This window comes from Janthinobacterium lyxosi (assembly GCF_051380665.1).
In the GTDB taxonomy this organism is placed as follows: Bacteria; Pseudomonadota; Gammaproteobacteria; order Burkholderiales; family Burkholderiaceae_D; genus Janthinobacterium.
On sequence record NZ_JBNYXM010000007.1, the window covers coordinates 124,103 to 140,321 of the forward strand.

Genomic DNA, 16,219 nt, shown 5'->3' on the forward strand with positions numbered 1-16,219 from the left:
ACCATGCAGACGACGCACGAACACTATGGCGCCATGCACGCGCTGCTGGCGCAGATGCGCGCACGGGGCGGCTCCGACCTGTTCATCACGGCCGGCTTTCCCGCCGCCATCAAGCTCGACGGCAAGCTGACGCCGCTGGCAGGCGGCGCGCTCGACGCGCAGCAATCGGCCGGCTACGTGCGCGCCGTCATGAACGCGCGCCAGGCGGCCGAGTTCGAGTCCAGCCGCGAAGCCAATTTCGCCATCAGTCCGGACGGCCTGGGACGCTTTCGCGTGTCCGCCTTCGTGCAGATGGGCCAGGCAGGCATGGTCTTGCGATTGATCAATACCGCCATCCCCAGCCTGGACGCGCTGGGCTTGCCCGCCATCCTGCAAGACATCGTCATGAGCAAGCGGGGCCTCGTCATCATGGTGGGCGCCACGGGCTGCGGCAAGTCGACCACCCTGGCGGCCATGGTGGGCCACCGCAACGCGCACAGCCATGGCCACATCATCACCATCGAAGACCCCGTGGAATTCATCCACCCGCACGGCAACTGCATCGTCACCCAGCGCGAAGTGGGCGTCGATACGGACGACTGGGCCACGGCCCTGAAAAACACCCTGCGCCAGGCGCCCGATGTGATACAGATCGGTGAAATCCGCGACCGCGACACCATGGACCACGCCATCGCGTTTGCCGAAACGGGGCACTTGTGCCTGGCGACCCTGCACGCGAACAACGCCAACCAGGCGCTGGACCGCATCATCAATTTCTTCCCCGAAGAACGGCGCCAGCAGTTGCTGATGGACCTGTCGCTCAATTTGAAGGGCATGATTTCACAGCGTTTGATCCCCAACAAGGAGGGCGGCGGGCGCAAGGCGGCGCTGGAAATCCTGCTCAATTCACCGCTGATGAGCGAGCTGATCTTCAAGGGCCAGGTGCACGAAATCAAGGAATTGATGAAAAAATCGCGCGAACATGGCATGCAGACCTTCGACCATGCCCTGTTCGACCTGCACGAAGCGGGTGCCATCAGCCATGAAGACGCGCTGCGCAATGCGGACTCCGTCAACGACCTGCGCCTGGCGATCAAACTCAAGGGCACGACGGCGCCAGAACCGGCCCCGCAAACGGGCACCACCAAACTGGGGCTCCTTTGACATGACCAGCATCCACGATTTCCAGGCCGAGGCGCTGGACGGCACGCCGATCGACCTGGCGCGCTACAAAGGCAAGGTATTGCTGATTGTCAACACAGCCAGCGCCTGCGGCTTCACGCCGCAATATCGGGGCCTGGAAGCGCTGTACCGCGAATTCCAGGACCAGGGCCTGGTCGTGCTGGGCTTTCCCTGTAACCAATTCCGCCAGCAGGAACCGGGCTCGAACGGGGAAATCAACGCCTTTTGCGAGAAAAACTTCGGCGTCACCTTTCCCCTGTTTGCCAAGGGTTACGTGAACGGCCCGCATACCCATCCACTGTTTGCACAATTAAAACAGGCGGCGCCCGGCATATTCGGCACGCAGTCGATCAAGTGGAATTTCACCAAATTTTTGGTGCGCAAGGATGGCAGCGTATTTCGCCGCTATGCAACGACCAGCAAACCGGCCAGCCTGGCGGCTGACATTCGGCAATTACTACAGGAATAGCGATTCGACGATTGGATTTAGGACAACAATCGTTGAAATCAAACAATCCGTATTTATTTCATGCTTGATATCAATATTGCGTTTCCAATAGCAAATTTCGGTGATAATGTTGACATAATTATTCGCATATATCGATCAAAAAACGATGCCAGTCTTTGGGAAATTAATATCTTCATGGATGCGGATGGGCATTTATTCGCGCCTGTTCATTCCTATTTTCTTCCTGATACTCGCCGTTTTCGCTATCCGTTATCACGCCCTGCTCGGTACGGAAAGCGCGCTGGCCAATGCGCGCTACCAGAGCGATGCCCGGCAACTCGACCTGTTCCTGGCCAATAGCGTGCTGCCACTGGCCGTGCGCACGGACAGTCACACGATGCACGATAGCGTGCGCCAGGTGCTGCGTAGCGCCCTGCCGCTGAACCGCAGCCTCGCCTCCGTGCGCTGGGATACGGCTGGCGGGCATCTCGAAGTGCTGGCCGACAAACCGCTGGCCGACAGCGTGGCGGCTACGGTGCCGGCGTGGTTCGCGCGCCTGGCCGGCATCACAGCCATCCGCAGCCGCCTGACGGTGGCGCTGCCGGACGGCGGCGACGGCATCCTCGACCTGCACTACACGCCCGGCCTGCCCCTGGCGCAGGTATGGCACAGGGTGCGCGAGCAGGCCGTCCTCAGCACCATCAATATCGTGCTGGTCTTCCTCCTGCTGGGCTTGATCCTGGCGTCGCACCGCAGGCTGCTGGCGCGGCTCGCGCAAACGACCGACCGCTTCCGCGAAGGCAACTTCGCCGTGCGCCTGACGGCTGGCGCCACGCCGGAAGCGCAAGCCATGTCGCACTCGTTCAACAGCATGGCCGGCGATGTCGAAGAACTGTTTTCCTCGCTCAAGACCAGCCAGCGCCAGCTGGGCGAACAGCTCAACGAAACCGTGCACATGCAGCAGACGCTGCAAAAACTGTCATGGCAAAACTACAATGACGTGCTGACAGGCTTGCCAAACCGGGCTGCGCTGGCCGCCCGTTTCGAACAGGAACTGTTTCTGGCGCGCGAACGCCAGCGCCTGCTGGCCGTCTGCCTGTTCGACCTCGACCACTTCCAGGCCATCAACGACCGCTACGGCGCCGAGGCGGGCGATGAAATCCTCAAGCAGGTGGCGGGCCGCCTGCACAGTTTTACGGGCCAGGTCCACTACGCGGCGCGCCTGGGCGGCGATGAATTCGTTCTGCTGCTGTGCGGCCAGGCCAGCATCGCCAGCATCGAACAGAACGTCACGCAGTTGATGCAGGAACTGAGCCGCCCCTACCAGTGCGACCAGCAGGCGCTGCACATGACGGCCAGCGTCGGCATCGCCGTCTATGCGGGCAAGGACCTGAATACGGAAAGTCTGCTGCGTCATGCCGACCACGCCGTCTACCAGGCGAAATTGACGGGGCGCAACCAGTATCACTTCTTCGACACCAACTTCGATGAAGAAGTGCGCACGCACCACAACCAGCGCACGGAAGTGCGCCAGGCCCTGATCAACGGCGAACTGCGGCTGTACTACCAGCCCAAGGTAAACATGCGCGCCGGCACGGTAGTGGGCATGGAAGCGCTGCTGCGCTGGCAGCATGCGCGCCGCGGCGTGCTGGCGCCCGCGCAATTCCTGCCGCTGGTGGAGCAGACGGACCTGATCATCGACATCGGCGAATGGGTGCTGCGCCAGGCCCTGTGGCAGATGCAGCGCTGGGTGGCTTGCGGCAAGCACTGGGTGGTCAGCGTGAACATCGCGGCGCGCCACTTCCAGCAACCGGACTTCGTCTCGCGCCTGGAAACCATCCTCGGCGAATTTCCCGGCGTGCGCGCCAGCATGCTGGAACTGGAAATCCTCGAATCGTCTGCCCTGCACGACATCGAAGACGTGCGCCGCATCATCCGCGCCTGCCAGGCGCTGGGCATCACCTTCGCGCTCGACGATTTCGGCACCGGCTACTCGTCGATGTCATATTTAAAGCGCCTGCCGGCGAACATCGTCAAGATCGACCAGAGCTTCGTGCGCAATATGCTCAACGACCGCGACGACCTGCATCTGGTGCGCGCCGTCATCGGCCTGGCCCGTTCATTTTCCCTGACGGTGATCGCCGAAGGCGTGGAAAGCGTCGAGCATGGCGCGCGCCTGATCCAGCTGGGCTGCGACCTGGCGCAAGGCTACGGCATCGCCCGCCCCATGCCGGCCGACGCCGTGCTGGAGTGGGCGAACAATTTCATCCCTGCGCCGCAATGGCGTATAGCCCAGTATAGCGAGACACCTATTTGACGGGCGTCAAAGCGGAATCAATCAACTCGATCCAATGCCGCACGGGCGTCTCCGTACCCGACTGCAAGTGGCTCAGGCAGCCGATATTCGCCGACACGATCATGTCCGGCTCGCACGCTTCCAGGTTCGCCACCTTGTTGTCGCGCAGCTGCTGCGACAGTGCCGGCTGCAAGATCGAATACGTGCCCGCCGAACCGCAGCACAGATGGCTGTCCGCGCACAGGCGCACGTCGACGCCGACGGCGCGCAACACCTGCTCCACCTTGCCGCGCACCTGCTGGCCATGCTGCAGGGTGCAAGGCGGGTGATACGCCACTCTTTTTCCGATGCGCCCTTTGAGCTTCGCCACCAGCTCCGCCTCGAACGCGGGCATGATCTCGGACAAATCGCGCGTCAGTGCGGCGATGCGCAGCGCCTTCTCCGCATATTGGGCGTCGTGCGCCAGCAGGTGGCCATATTCCTTCACCGTGGCGCCGCAGCCCGACGCCGTCATGACGATAGCTTCCGCGCTGTCGACATACGGCCACCAGGCGTCGATATTGCGGCGCATGTCGTCCAGCGCCGCTTCCTGGTCGTTCAGGTGATGGCGCAGCGCGCCGCAGCAGCCGGCCTTCGGCGCGACGATCAACTGCACGCCCAGCGCATCGAGCACGCGCGCCGTGGCCGCGTTGATGTTCGGCGACATGGCCGGCTGCACGCAGCCGTCGAGCAGCAGCATGGTGCGCGCGTGCTGGTGCGCGGGCCATTCGCCGGCAGCGGCGCCGGGGCGCAGCTTGTCCTGCAAGCTTTTTGACAGCAAGGGCCGCAGCGCCTGTCCCGCCTTGTACACGGGCGTAAACAGCCAGCGGCGCGGCAAGGCTTCCTTCAGGGCGAAGCGCAAGGCCCGCTCGCGCAAGGGGCGCTGCACGCGCTGCTCGACGACGTTGCGGCCGATATCGACCAGGCGCCCGTATTGCACGCCCGAGGGACAGGTGGACTCGCAGTTGCGGCAGGTCAGACAGCGGTCCAGGTGCATCTGCGTCTTGGCAGTGACAGGCGCGCCTTCGAGCACTTGCTTGATCAGGTAAATGCGTCCGCGCGGGCCATCGAGCTCGTCGCCAAGCAACTGGTAAGTGGGACAGGTGGCCGTGCAAAAGCCGCAATGCACGCAGGCGCGCAGGATGGCTTCAGCTTCGTCGCCTGCCGGCGTATTCTTGATGAAATCGGCGAGATTGGTTTGCATGCGCGCTCAATACATTCTGTGCGGGTTGAAGATGCCGGCAGGGTCGAAAGCCTGCCGCAGGCGCTGGTGGATGGTTGCCACGGCCGGCGCCAGCGGGTGGAACACGCCCACCGCCTTGTCGCCGCCGCGGAACAGGGTGGCGTGGCCGCCGGCGGCAGCCACCGCCTGGCGAATGTGCCGGGCGCTATCGGCGTCAGCGTCAGCGTCGGCATCGAGCTTCAGCCAGCGCTGCGCGCCGCCCCACTCGATCAGCTGGCGCCCCGTCAGGATCATGGCGCTGGCGTGCGGCGGCAGCGACAGCCGCCACAGGCTGCCCGCGCCCGCAAAGAAAGCGTGCGTCTGCTCGCGCACGGCCAGCCAGAAAGCGGCCGCGTCTTGCGGTGCCAGCAGCTCGCCGCCCAGCGTGTGCAGCGCCGCCGACACGGCAGCTTCGGCGCCGGACAGGCGCACGCTCAAGACACCGTCATGCCAGCAACTGGCGGAGATCGGCAGCGGCTTGCCCGCCCATTCATTGAGCATGCGCAAGGCGGCGATTTCCGCGCACGCCACGCGGAACGTCGCTTCGCGCAGCGGCAGGGGCAGCACCTTCAGCGACACGTCCAGGATCAGGCCCAATGTCCCCAGGGAACCCGCCAGCAGGCGCGAGACATCATAGCCGGCCACGTTCTTCATGACTTGCCCGCCAAAGGCCAGGCGCTCGCCACGACCATCCATCAGCACGGCGCCCAGCACAAAATCACGTAATGCGCCCGCGCTGGCCCGGCGCGGGCCGGACAGCGCACTGGCGACGACGCCACCCACCGTGGCGCCAGGGCCGAAATGCGGTGGCTCGAAGGCCAGCATCTGGTTGCGCGCGGCCAGCGCCGCCTCGATGTCCGCCAGCGGCGTGCCGCAGCGGGCCGTGATCACCAGCTCCGTCGGTTCATAGTCGATAATGCCCGCATACGCGCGCGTGTCGAGTACCTCGCCATCGAACTGCTGACCATACCAGTCCTTGGTGCCGCCGCCGCGCAGACGTAACGGCTTGCCCGCTGCGCTGGCCGCCAGGATCTGCTGCCTGAATTGTTCCACTATCGCTTGCAAAGGAGTCTCCGGCAAATTAAAAACGGGGCAGGTTGGCGAACGGCAGGCGTCCCGCCGTCACATGCATCTTGCCGAATTCGGCGCAGCGGTTCAAGGTGGGTATCGCCTTGTCCGGATTCAGCAAGGTGTGGGGATCGAAGGCACGCTTGACGGCAAAGAAGGCATCGAGTTCGGCGCGCGTAAATTGCACGCACATGGAATTGATCTTTTCCATGCCCACGCCATGCTCGCCCGTGATGGTGCCGCCCACGGCCACGCACAGGGCCAGTATGTCCGCGCCAAACGCTTCGGCGCGCTCGAATTCACCGGGCTTGTTGGCGTCAAACAGGATCAGGGGATGCAGATTGCCATCGCCCGCGTGGAACACGTTGGCGCAGCGCAAGCCATGCGTCGTTTCCATGCCGGCGATGCCCGTCAGGACTTCCGCCAGTTTTTTTCTCGGGATGGTGCCGTCCATGCAGTAGTAGTCGGGCGAGATGCGTCCCGCCGCAGGAAAGGCGTTCTTGCGGCCGGACCAGAACTTCATGCGCTCCGCTTCCGACTGCGAGACGGCGATGGCGCTGGCGCCCGCCCCTTCCAGCACGGCCGTCATGCGGGCGATTTCCTCTTCCACTTCCGCGTGCGTGCCGTCCGCTTCGCACAGCAAAATGGCCGCCGCGTCGGTGTCGTAGCCGGCCTTGACGAACGGTTCGACCATGCGCGAGGAGGTCTGGTCCATCATTTCCAGGCCGGCCGGGATGATGCCGGCGGCGATCACGTTGGCCACGGCATTGCCGCCCGTGACAACGTCGCCGAACGACGCCATGATGACGCGCGCCGTGGCCGGTTTCGGGATCAGTTTGACCGTCACTTCCGTAACGATGCCCAGCATGCCTTCGGAACCGATGAAGACGGCCAGCAGGTCGAGGCCCGGAGAGTCCAGGCATTCGCCGCCCAGTTCCAGCACGTCGCCGTCAATCGTAACGACGCGCACGCGCAGCACATTGTGCACGGTCAAGCCGTATTTCAGGCAATGCACGCCGCCCGAGTTTTCCGCCACATTGCCGCCGATGCTGCAGGCGATCTGCGACGAGGGATCGGGCGCGTAGTACAAGGCGTAGGGCGCCGCCGCTTCGGAAATGGCCAGGTTGCGCACGCCCGGCTGCACCACGGCCGTGCGCGCGTAGGCATCGAGGCGCACGATGCGGTTCAGGCGCGCCGTCGACAGCACCACGCCGTCGGCGATCGGCAAGGCACCGCCCGACAGGCCCGTGCCGGCGCCGCGCGGCACGATCGGCACCTTCAGCTCGCGGCAGACGCCGAGGATGGCGATGACCTGTTCTTCCGTATCCGGCAAGGTGACCACCATCGGCAGTTGGCGGTAGGCGGCCAGGCCGTCGCATTCGTACGGGCGCGTATCTTCGGCGTCGGACAGCACGCAGCGGGCCGGCAGCACGGCCAGCAGGGCCGCGACGACGGCTTGCTGGCGCGCGGCGGTCAATCCGGATTCAGGGGCAGCATTGAGCATAAGATTGGGGGCAATAGGGCATGGGCGTGCAACGATTGTAAGCACAAAAGTGGCGCGCAGCGCTTTTTTTGTCCATTTCGACGCCAAATCCGCGGCCAGGCGGCGCGCAGTGTCGTATGCTGCCCCCATTCTTCTTTGACAGGATCAGCATCATGGGTAAGCGACTTTCGAAAATCGCCACGCGCACGGGCGACAATGGCAGCACCGGCCTGGGCGACGGCAGCCGCACCAGCAAGGACAGCGCGCGCATCCACGCCATGGGCGACGTGGATGAACTGAACTCCAATATCGGATTGCTGCTGTGCGAAGCCATGCCCGACGCCTTGCGCGAAGAGCTGGTGGCCATCCAGCACGACCTGTTCGACCTGGGCGGAGAAATCTGCATCCCCGGCTACCAGCTGATCAAGGAAGAACACGTACTGCGCCTCGATGCGCTATTGGCAAAATACAATGCGGACTTGCCGGCCTTGAGTGAATTCATCCTGCCGGCCGGTTCGCGCGCCGCCTCGCTGGCGCATGTGTGCCGCACCGTGTGCCGCCGCGCCGAGCGCAGCATCGTCGCGCTGGCCAATGCAGAGCCTATCCATGAACATCCGCGCCAGTACGTGAATCGCCTGTCGGACTTGCTGTTCGTGCTGTCGCGCGTGCTGAACCGCTTTGGCGGCGGTAGCGACGTGCTGTGGCGGCATGACCGCGCGCGGGGATAAAGCCGCCACTGCCGGCCTGGCCAGCGTACTGGCAAGCCGGCAAACTTCATTTAATCTGGCGCGCAGCTGTCATAGCACATCCGATGAATCTTGGAGCAAGCGCCCGGTGCCCCCGGATGGTCCCTCATGCACTGTTCCAGATCGTCGTTACACTGCGAATAGCACGCCGGCTCGCCGCTGCCGGCCATGGCATACGACGCGCTGACGCCCATGGCAAACAAAAAGAAACCCAGTTTTTTAAACATAAGCACTCCTGTTGAGTTGACAGACGATGACGGACATCCATGGCGCGCCGTCCAGTACGCGCCATCCGGTAATCAGATTTTCTTCAGCGCCGCTTCCAGCGCGCCCGTATTGAAACCCTGGATCTTGCGGTTGCCGATCAGCACCACCGGCACGCCGCCGCCGCCGAGTTCCTCATGGGCTTTTTTTGCTGCCGGGGATTTCTCGATATCGAGATCGACGAATTCAATCTTGTTTTCCTTGAAATACGCACGCGTCTTGGCGCAATAGCCGCACCAGTCCGTGCCGTACAACACCACCTTCGCCTGGGCATTCGGGAAATACGCGGCATAATTACCTTCCGTGTAAGTCGGTTTGAATAAACCAGGCAGCAAGGACAAGCCATAACCGCTACCCAGGCCGGCGGCCAGGATCACCAGGTACAGCGCCGTGGTTTTCAGTTTTTTCTGCATCGTGAGCGCTTTCCTTGTCTGCGACGACATTTACTATGGTTGATGAAAATCACGGCCACAACAAAGGCACCGTCCTACCCACAACCCGTGTCCGGGTGCTGCGCATACCGAATGAGCTTGCTACAAAAACGAATATAGACCGCACTTATTTTAGAGTCAACGTTTCCTTTCGATAAATTTCCACTTTGGAAAATATATCGGCGACTCCCATGAAATGTGGCATTTGGAGAGATTGCGGGGCGCCAAACGTCTATACAATATTGACGCCGCAAGCAGGAAAAGGCCGGCTGCGGGCGCAGCCGGCCGAGCGGCTACAGGGCTTCCAGAAAGCTCTTCAGCGCGATGATTTCCTCGGACGTCAGATGCAAAGGCTGCAGCAGGGGCGAGGTGACGGGGAACTTCGGATCGGCCGCCTGCTGCGCGTTTTGCGGCACGGGGCGCAACATGCCCGCGTTATACATGTTCAGCAGGCCCACCATCTGCGGGAACAGGCCGTTGTGCATCCACGGTCCCGATTGCGCCACGCCGCGCAAGCCCGGCGTGCGGAACTTGCCCACGTCCTCATCCTTGCCCGTCACCAGATAGCGCCCCAGGTCTTCATATTTCTTGCGCCCGTAATACGTCAGCCCCAGGTTATGGAATTGCTGGTCCGTCAGCAAGGCCCCGCTGTGGCACGTCATACAGCGCGCCTTGGTGCGGAACAGATGCAGGCCCAGCAGCTCGCGGTCGTTCAGGGCCGTGCGTTCGCCTTCCAGGAAAGTATCGAAACGCGTGACGGGCGGCAGCAAGGTGCGCTGGTAGTCGGCCAGTGCCGTCAAAATGCGCGGCAGGGTCACGCCGGCGCCCTGGCCGAAAGCCGCATCGAACTGCGCCGTGTAATCACCGAGCGCGGCCAGCTTGGCCGGCAGGGCCGGCACATCCATGGCCATCTCGTCGGCATGCTGCAAGGGCCCCAGCGCCTGCTCTTCCAGGGAGCTGGCGCGGCCATCCCAGAACAGCGGCTTGATCTGCGCCACACCCAGCAAGCCCGGCGCATTGCGCTGGCCCAGCCGCCCTTCGTGCCCCACGGAAACGCGCTTGCTGTCGGCAAAACTGTGCGCGGGACTGTGGCAGCTGAGGCAAGCCACCGCGTTCGAACGCGACAAACGCGGGTCGTTGAACAGACGCTGCCCCAGCGCCACGACCGCCGGCGCCACGGACAGCGCGGGCATGGCCGAGACCGGGGCCAGCTCGGCCGGCATCACGCCCTCGGCCACCTGCGGACGGGGCCAGCCGGCCATCGGTCGCGCATACGTGTGGCGCAGGCAGGCGAGATTCCAGCCCTGCGGCGTGGTGCAAACGACAGCATCGGTCTCGCGCGCCGCGGCATCCCCTCCTGCTGGCAATCCCAAGGTCATGGCCAGCACGGCAGTCGCCGCCCATCCTGTCTTTCCCACTGTAAATCTATACACGTCGCTCATTCCTGTCTTGTACGCTGGCATCGACAAATGATAACCATCCGGCATGGCAGCGACAAAGCGAAAGCGGACAGGCGGTGGCTATTCAGCGACCTGCGTCAATTTTCCCGGATTTCCCTGCGCTTGCGGCTGCACATGCTCGCGCAGCAAGCCGCGCAGCAGCTGCACCTGGGCCACGGCGTCGGCCTGCAAAGGCGTCAGCACCTCGCTGATGCAGGGGCCGGGCGCAGGGGCGCCGGAATCACCGCGCAGCAGCGCATCGATCTCCCCGCTGACTTCGGCAATCCACCGCTGCAGCTCGGGCGTCGCCGGCTCGGCCTGGGGACTCAAACTGATGCGCGCCGTGCTGCCCGCCACGCGGCGCAGCAGCGGCAAGGTGCGCAGCGCCGCCAGGCCCACTCCGGCGCTGCGGTCCAGGCGGCGTTCGATGCGCAAGCGTTGCAGCACTTGTTCGGCGTTATTGCTGGCCAGCCCCGCCTCGCGGCGCAGGCGCGCGATGGCGCTATCCCAACGTCCGCCTGCCGCCAGCACGGCCAGCAGGTATTTCAGGTTGGCCGACACGGCCTTGGCCAGGCGCTGGTCCAGGTCGTCCGCCTCGCGGTCCGGCCACAGGAAAAACGTGGCCAGCAGGGCCAGTACGCAGCCGAGCACATTGTTGCCCAGGCGGCTCATCGCGTACACCATCTCGCTGGCCGGCGCCGCATAGTCGGCCACCAGCACGAAGGCGGGCGTCATGAACAGCACGTGCAGGCTGTAGCTGACGCGGCGCAAGGCCATGGTGGCGACGATCAGGGGAAACACCACCAGCGAGATCGCCAGCGGCGTGTGGACCGCCAGGCCGATCAGCACGGCCAGCACGGCGCCCAGCACGCTGCCAGCGACGCGCTCGATGCCGCGCGGCCAGGTGGTCGACACGGACGGCTGCAGTATCAATAACGTCGCCATGGTGGCCCAGTAGCCGAACGGAATGTGTAGCGTATCGACCAGCAGGAAGCCGGCCGTCGTCGCCAGCGACACGCGCGCCGCATGGCGCCAGCTCAGCGACTGTGGCGTGGCGTTGACTTTTGCCGTTTGCCACGCCTGCCCCAGCGCCAGGAAAGCCGCCTCGCGCCACGGCAGCTGCGCCGCGCGCGGCAAGCCCAGCTCGATAAAGTCCACGTTCAGGCGCAAGGGCAGCAAGGCGCCCAGCGCCGCTTCCAGGCGCCGTCCGCAGCCGGCCAGGCGGCGCTGCAAGGCCAAAGGCGGCGTTTCCGGCTGGCGCTGCACGGCTTGCCCCAGGCGGCGCAGCAGCACGGCCATCACTTCCAGGCTGCGCCGCGCACGCGGGTCCTGGCGCAAGCGCTGCTGCTCGCGCTCGCACGTATGCGTGACGGCGATCAGATAGGCGAAAATGCGCTCGGCGTCGCTGAGGGCCAGCAGCAGGTTGTCATACAGGGCGCTGCGGCCCGCCCGCGCGGGTGGCACGGCGGCCAGCGCCACCCGCGCCGCTTCCAGCGCGGCGCGCGCCTGCGAACGGTAGCTGGCGCCATGCGCGGCAACGCCCGCCTGCGGCGCGTCATGTTCGAGGAAGCGCGCATTGTCGCGCGCGATGCCTGCCAGGCGCGAATACGCGGCGCGGATGGCGCGCCTGCTTGGGCCGAACGGGTGGATGCGCCAGACGGTAAAACTGAGCACGGTGGCAAACAGGCAGCCAAACATGTACAGGCCCAGGAAAGGCGCCGTCTGCGTCATCGATGCCAGCGGGTGCGTGACCATCACCACGCAGGCCGTGGCCGCCAAGATGGCCACTTGCGCCGTGGCCGCCCCCCAGATGCGCGCCAGCGCGCCGGCCCAGGAAAACAGCAGCACGGCGATGGCCGCCGCCGCCACGCCATGCCCGGCCGCCAGCGCTGTCAGGCCACCAGCCACGGTGGACAGCAAGCCGAAGCCCAGCATCGAGACGAAGCGCATGCGCCGCGTGCCGGCCGCGTCGGCCAGGCAAGTCCAGAAGGCGCCGATGGCGGCCCAGGAGAAATCGGGGTGGTCGAACAGCAAGCCCAAGAGCAACATGGCGCTCGAGGCGCAGGCGGCCCGCAGTCCTTCGGACAGATTGGTTTCGTCGATGGCCAGCGTGACCATCCACAGGGGACGGCGCTGCGCCAGGGTATCGGTGTAGGCGTGCATGCCCGTCAGCCAGCGGCCGGCCAGTGCGCGTGAACGGCGGTGGAGTTTCCTGAAATGCAAGGTGGACTTTGAGAAAATATCAAAGCGTCATCGTAGCATTCCCGGGCGAAAAATGTTGCAGTGCAATGTAAATGGGATGCAGGCGAAAAAAAGCGGCACCGCAGTGCCGCTTCTTTTATCTTGCTTGAGCGTCTTAGCTGACCATCGCCAGGCGCGGTCCAGCTGCCGGGTAGCGCTGCTCGATCGAGGCGGCGATGCCGGTGGCGTCCAACCCCACGCTTTTCAGCAATTGCACGGGGTCGCCATGGTCGATGAAAGTATCCGGCAAGCCCAGCATCAAAATCGGCTTGACGATGGCCTCAAGCGCCAGGGCTTCGGCCACGGCCGAACCGGCGCCGCCCATGATGCAGCCCTCTTCCACCGTCACCAGGTAATCATGCTCAGCGGCAAGCTGTTTCACCAGCGCCACGTCGAGCGGCTTGACGAAGCGCATGTTCACTACCGTCGCGTCGAGCTTCTCGCCCGCCGCCACGCTAGGCGCCACCATGGAACCGAAGGCGAGGATGGCGATGCGCTTGCCCTGGCGCTTGATTTCGCCCTTGCCGATGGCTATGCTGGTGAGTTCCGGCACGATGGCCGCGCCGGCACCGGCGCCGCGCGGATAGCGGATCGCGGCCGGACCCGGATAGTGGTAGCCCGTGGTGAGCATTTGCCGGCATTCGTTTTCGTCGGACGCGGCCATGATGACCATGTTCGGGATGCAGCGCAAGAACGCCATGTCGTAGTTGCCCGCATGCGTGGCGCCGTCGGCGCCCACCAGGCCGGCACGGTCCAGCGCGAACGTCACGTCCAGGTTTTGCAGGGCCACGTCGTGGATCAGCTGATCGTAGGCGCGCTGCAGGAAGGTCGAATAGATGGCCACGACGGGTTTCAATCCCTCGCAAGCCAGGCCGGCGGCAAACGTCACGGAATGCTGCTCGGCAATACCAACGTCAAAATAGCGGTTGGGGAATTGCTGTTCGAACTTGACCATGCCCGAGCCTTCGCGCATGGCCGGCGTGATGCCCACCAGGCGCTTGTCGTGCGCGGCCATGTCGCACAGCCAGTTGCCGAACACTTCCGTGTACGTCATCTTGGCTGGCGCCGTGGCCGGCTTGATGCCCTCGGCCGGATTGAACTTGCCCGTGCCGTGGTACAGGATCGGTTCCGCTTCTGCCAGCTTGTAGCCCTGGCCCTTCTTGGTGACCACGTGCAGGAATTGCGGACCCTTCAATTGCTTGATATTTTGCAAGGTCGGGATCAGCGAATCGAGGTCGTGGCCGTCGATGGGGCCAATGTAATTGAAACCGAATTCCTCGAACATGGTGGCGGGCACCACCATGCCCTTGGCGTGCTCTTCAAAGCGCTTCGCCAATTCCAGCACGGGGCCGGGCAAGACGGACTTGCCGACATTTTTCGCTGCCGCATAGAACTGGCCCGACATCAAACGCGCCAGATGGCGGTTCAGCGCGCCGACAGGCGGCGAGATCGACATGTCGTTATCGTTCAGAATCACCAGCAGGTTGACGTCTTCCTGCACGCCCGCATTGTTCATCGCCTCGAAGGCCATGCCGGCCGTCATCGAACCGTCGCCGATCACGGCGATCGCGTGCAGCGGGTCGCCCTTGATCTTGGCGGCCTGCGCCATGCCCAGCGCGGCCGAGATCGACGTCGACGAGTGCGCCGTGCCGAAGGTGTCGTATTCGCTCTCGTCGCGCTTCGGGAAGCCGGAAATGCCATCCTTCTGGCGCAAGGTATGCATGCGCTCGCGCCGGCCCGTGAGAATCTTGTGTGTATAGGTCTGGTGGCCCACGTCCCAGACGATGCGGTCGTGCGGCGTGTTGAACACGTAATGCAGCGCGACGGTCAGCTCGACCGTGCCCAGATTGGACGACAAGTGGCCGCCTGTCTTGGAAACGGAATCGAGCAGGAAGCTGCGCAATTCCTGGGCCAGCGGCACCAGTTGCGAGCGGGCCAGCTTGCGCACTTGCGCTGGTTCATTGATGGTTTCTAACAGTTTCATTTATGCCTTCCGCTGCACGACCAGGTCCGCCAGCTCGCGCAAACGGCGTGCCTTGTCCCCGAATGGCGCCAGCGCCGCATGGGCGTCGCACCGCAATTGTTCTGCCAGGGCTCTCGATGGTTCCAGCCCCAGAATCGATACGTAGGTGGGCTTGTTGGCCGCCGCATCCTTGCCCGCCGTCTTGCCCAGGGTGGCCGAATCGGCCGTCGCGTCGAGCACGTCGTCGACCACCTGGAAAGCCAGTCCGACGGCACGCGCATAGGCGTTCAGCGCCGTCATCTCGTCTGGCGTCAAGTCCTTGCCGGCCAGCGCACCGAGGATCACGGCCGCGCGCAGCAAGGCGCCCGTCTTGAGTTGATGCATCTGTTCCAGCTGCGGCAGGCTCAAGGCCAAGCCGACGCTGTCGAGGTCAATCGCCTGGCCGCCGCACATACCAAACGAGCCAGACGCGTGCGCCAGCAGCTTGAGCATGGCCATTTGCCGCGCCGGCGGAATGGCCGCGCCTTCGGCCAGCAGCATGAACGCCTGCGATTGCAGCGCATCGCCCACCAGCAGGGCCGTCGCTTCATCGTAGGCGATGTGCACGGTAGGCTTGCCACGGCGCAAGGCATCGTCATCCATGCAAGGCATGTCATCATGCACCAGCGAATACACGTGAATCATTTCCAGCGCGCACGCGGCGCGCGCGAGCGTATCTTGATCGGCATCAAACAATTCGCCAGCCGCCATCACCAGCAGCGGGCGCACGCGCTTGCCGCCGCCCAAGAGCGCGTAGCGCATGGCCGCGTGCAACTTGTGCGGCACGGTGTCTGCCGCAGGCAAAAACTGGTCGAGCCGGCCTTCCACGCCGGATTGCGTGTTTTGCATCCAGTCGCCGAAGGTCACGCCGTCTTGCTGCACGCTGGCCGTCATAGCGCGGCCTCGCCGGCATCCACGAACGGTTTCAACATGTCGCCTTCCAGTACCTTTACCTGCGCTTCGACGCTGTCGAGCTGGGTGGCGCAATACTTGACCAGTTCCGAGCCGCGCTGATACGCCGCGACCGATGCTTCCAGCGGCAACTGGCCCGCTTCCATTTGCGTTACCAGCTGCGCCAGTTCCGCCATTGCCTCTTCAAACGAGGCCGGCGCTGCGGCAGCGGCAGTTAATTTCTTCGACATAGACTCAGATCTCTTCGTGGCACGAGGGGTATGTAGGGAGACGCCGGGGACTCCCGGCCAGCATAGAAGCGTTATTTTAGAACAAACCACACTATTAAGTGAAAACTAAAGCGCAATCGCCCCCATCGACCGGAAATTGCACGGTAAATGACAATATTTCTCATTAATAGCCTATTTGCCGGAGGGGTTTGATAATGCCGAGGCCGATACGCGCTATAATCGCCGGTTGTGTCCGAA

General features: G+C 63.9%; 13 protein-coding genes. 4 read left to right on the forward strand and 9 right to left on the reverse strand.

The genetic code is table 11. The features are described 5' to 3' along the window. Positions 1-3: 3 nt before the first annotated feature. The 3 genes from ACQ4WP_RS09225 (at position 4) to ACQ4WP_RS09235 (ending at position 3,926) form a co-directional block, all read left to right on the forward strand. Positions 4-1,143: a PilT/PilU family type 4a pilus ATPase gene (locus tag ACQ4WP_RS09225; RefSeq protein ID WP_436519876.1), complete on the forward strand. Its 1,140-nt coding sequence runs from the start codon at positions 4-6 to the stop codon at positions 1,141-1,143. A 1-nt stretch (position 1,144) separates the two neighbouring features. Further along, complete coding sequence (locus ACQ4WP_RS09230) at positions 1,145-1,630, forward strand: glutathione peroxidase (RefSeq protein ID WP_436519878.1); 486 nt, start codon at positions 1,145-1,147, stop codon at positions 1,628-1,630. Positions 1,631-1,814: 184 nt separating this feature from the next. After that, on the forward strand, positions 1,815-3,926 hold the full coding sequence (locus ACQ4WP_RS09235; RefSeq protein ID WP_436519880.1) for a putative bifunctional diguanylate cyclase/phosphodiesterase: 2,112 nt from the start codon (positions 1,815-1,817) through the stop codon (positions 3,924-3,926). Here the strand turns inward: ACQ4WP_RS09235 and glcF are convergent. From glcF to ACQ4WP_RS09250, 3 genes are read right to left on the reverse strand one after another with little or no spacing between them, the layout of a single operon-like run. Then, positions 3,919-5,148, reverse strand: coding sequence for a glycolate oxidase subunit GlcF (gene glcF, locus ACQ4WP_RS09240; protein WP_436519882.1), 1,230 nt, complete (start codon positions 5,146-5,148; stop codon positions 3,919-3,921). The genes ACQ4WP_RS09235 and glcF overlap by 8 nt on opposite strands. Positions 5,149-5,154: 6 nt before the next feature. After that, a complete protein-coding gene (gene glcE, locus ACQ4WP_RS09245; protein WP_436519884.1) occupies positions 5,155-6,231 on the reverse strand; it encodes a glycolate oxidase subunit GlcE in 1,077 nt (358 codons plus the stop codon). 16 nt (positions 6,232-6,247) lie between these two features. Further along, positions 6,248-7,738, reverse strand: a complete 1,491-nt coding sequence (locus ACQ4WP_RS09250; protein WP_436519886.1) for an FAD-linked oxidase C-terminal domain-containing protein — start codon at positions 7,736-7,738, stop codon at positions 6,248-6,250. A gap of 152 nt (positions 7,739-7,890) precedes the next feature. Between ACQ4WP_RS09250 and ACQ4WP_RS09255 the strand changes: the two genes are divergently transcribed. Beyond that, on the forward strand, positions 7,891-8,445 hold the full coding sequence (locus ACQ4WP_RS09255; protein ID WP_436519888.1) for a cob(I)yrinic acid a,c-diamide adenosyltransferase: 555 nt from the start codon (positions 7,891-7,893) through the stop codon (positions 8,443-8,445). Positions 8,446-8,762: 317 nt separating this feature from the next. Here the strand turns inward: ACQ4WP_RS09255 and ACQ4WP_RS09260 are convergent, their stop codons facing one another. The 6 genes from ACQ4WP_RS09260 to ACQ4WP_RS09285 all read right to left on the reverse strand — a co-directional run bounded on the left by ACQ4WP_RS09260 (position 8,763) and on the right by ACQ4WP_RS09285 (position 15,982). Next, on the reverse strand, positions 8,763-9,140 hold the full coding sequence (locus tag ACQ4WP_RS09260; protein ID WP_436519890.1) for a glutaredoxin family protein: 378 nt from the start codon (positions 9,138-9,140) through the stop codon (positions 8,763-8,765). Between the two features lie 311 nt (positions 9,141-9,451). Continuing rightward, a complete protein-coding gene (locus tag ACQ4WP_RS09265) occupies positions 9,452-10,591 on the reverse strand; it encodes a cytochrome-c peroxidase (protein WP_436519892.1) in 1,140 nt (379 codons plus the stop codon). Between the two features lie 87 nt (positions 10,592-10,678). Beyond that, a complete protein-coding gene (locus tag ACQ4WP_RS09270; protein ID WP_436519894.1) occupies positions 10,679-12,760 on the reverse strand; it encodes an FUSC family protein in 2,082 nt (693 codons plus the stop codon). A gap of 193 nt (positions 12,761-12,953) precedes the next feature. Beyond that, positions 12,954-14,822, reverse strand: a complete 1,869-nt coding sequence (gene dxs, locus ACQ4WP_RS09275; protein ID WP_436519896.1) for a 1-deoxy-D-xylulose-5-phosphate synthase — start codon at positions 14,820-14,822, stop codon at positions 12,954-12,956. Further along, positions 14,823-15,734 carry a polyprenyl synthetase family protein gene (locus tag ACQ4WP_RS09280; RefSeq protein WP_436519898.1) on the reverse strand — a complete coding sequence of 304 codons (912 nt, stop codon included), beginning with the start codon at positions 15,732-15,734 and terminating at the stop codon, positions 14,823-14,825. It abuts the gene before it with no gap. Next, entirely contained in the window at positions 15,731-15,982 is a 252-nt protein-coding gene (locus ACQ4WP_RS09285; RefSeq protein WP_010394784.1) for an exodeoxyribonuclease VII small subunit, read from the reverse strand. The genes ACQ4WP_RS09280 and ACQ4WP_RS09285 overlap by 4 nt, the downstream gene beginning before the upstream one ends. Between the last annotated feature and the right edge of the window lie 237 nt (positions 15,983-16,219).

Coding starts and splice junctions, on each gene's coding strand:
- ACQ4WP_RS09225 (WP_436519876.1), top strand. CDS start 4: ATGCAGACGACGCACGAACACTATGGCGCCATGCACGCGCTGCTGGCG.
- ACQ4WP_RS09230 (WP_436519878.1), top strand. CDS start 1,145: ATGACCAGCATCCACGATTTCCAGGCCGAGGCGCTGGACGGCACGCCG.
- ACQ4WP_RS09235 (WP_436519880.1), top strand. CDS start 1,815: ATGGGCATTTATTCGCGCCTGTTCATTCCTATTTTCTTCCTGATACTC.
- glcF (WP_436519882.1), bottom strand. CDS start 5,148: ATGCAAACCAATCTCGCCGATTTCATCAAGAATACGCCGGCAGGCGAC.
- ACQ4WP_RS09250 (WP_436519886.1), bottom strand. CDS start 7,738: ATGCTCAATGCTGCCCCTGAATCCGGATTGACCGCCGCGCGCCAGCAA.
- ACQ4WP_RS09255 (WP_436519888.1), top strand. CDS start 7,891: ATGGGTAAGCGACTTTCGAAAATCGCCACGCGCACGGGCGACAATGGC.
- ACQ4WP_RS09260 (WP_436519890.1), bottom strand. CDS start 9,140: ATGCAGAAAAAACTGAAAACCACGGCGCTGTACCTGGTGATCCTGGCC.
- ACQ4WP_RS09270 (WP_436519894.1), bottom strand. CDS start 12,760: ATGCACGCCTACACCGATACCCTGGCGCAGCGCCGTCCCCTGTGGATG.
- dxs (WP_436519896.1), bottom strand. CDS start 14,822: ATGAAACTGTTAGAAACCATCAATGAACCAGCGCAAGTGCGCAAGCTG.
- ACQ4WP_RS09280 (WP_436519898.1), bottom strand. CDS start 15,734: ATGACGGCCAGCGTGCAGCAAGACGGCGTGACCTTCGGCGACTGGATG.
- ACQ4WP_RS09285 (WP_010394784.1), bottom strand. CDS start 15,982: ATGTCGAAGAAATTAACTGCCGCTGCCGCAGCGCCGGCCTCGTTTGAA.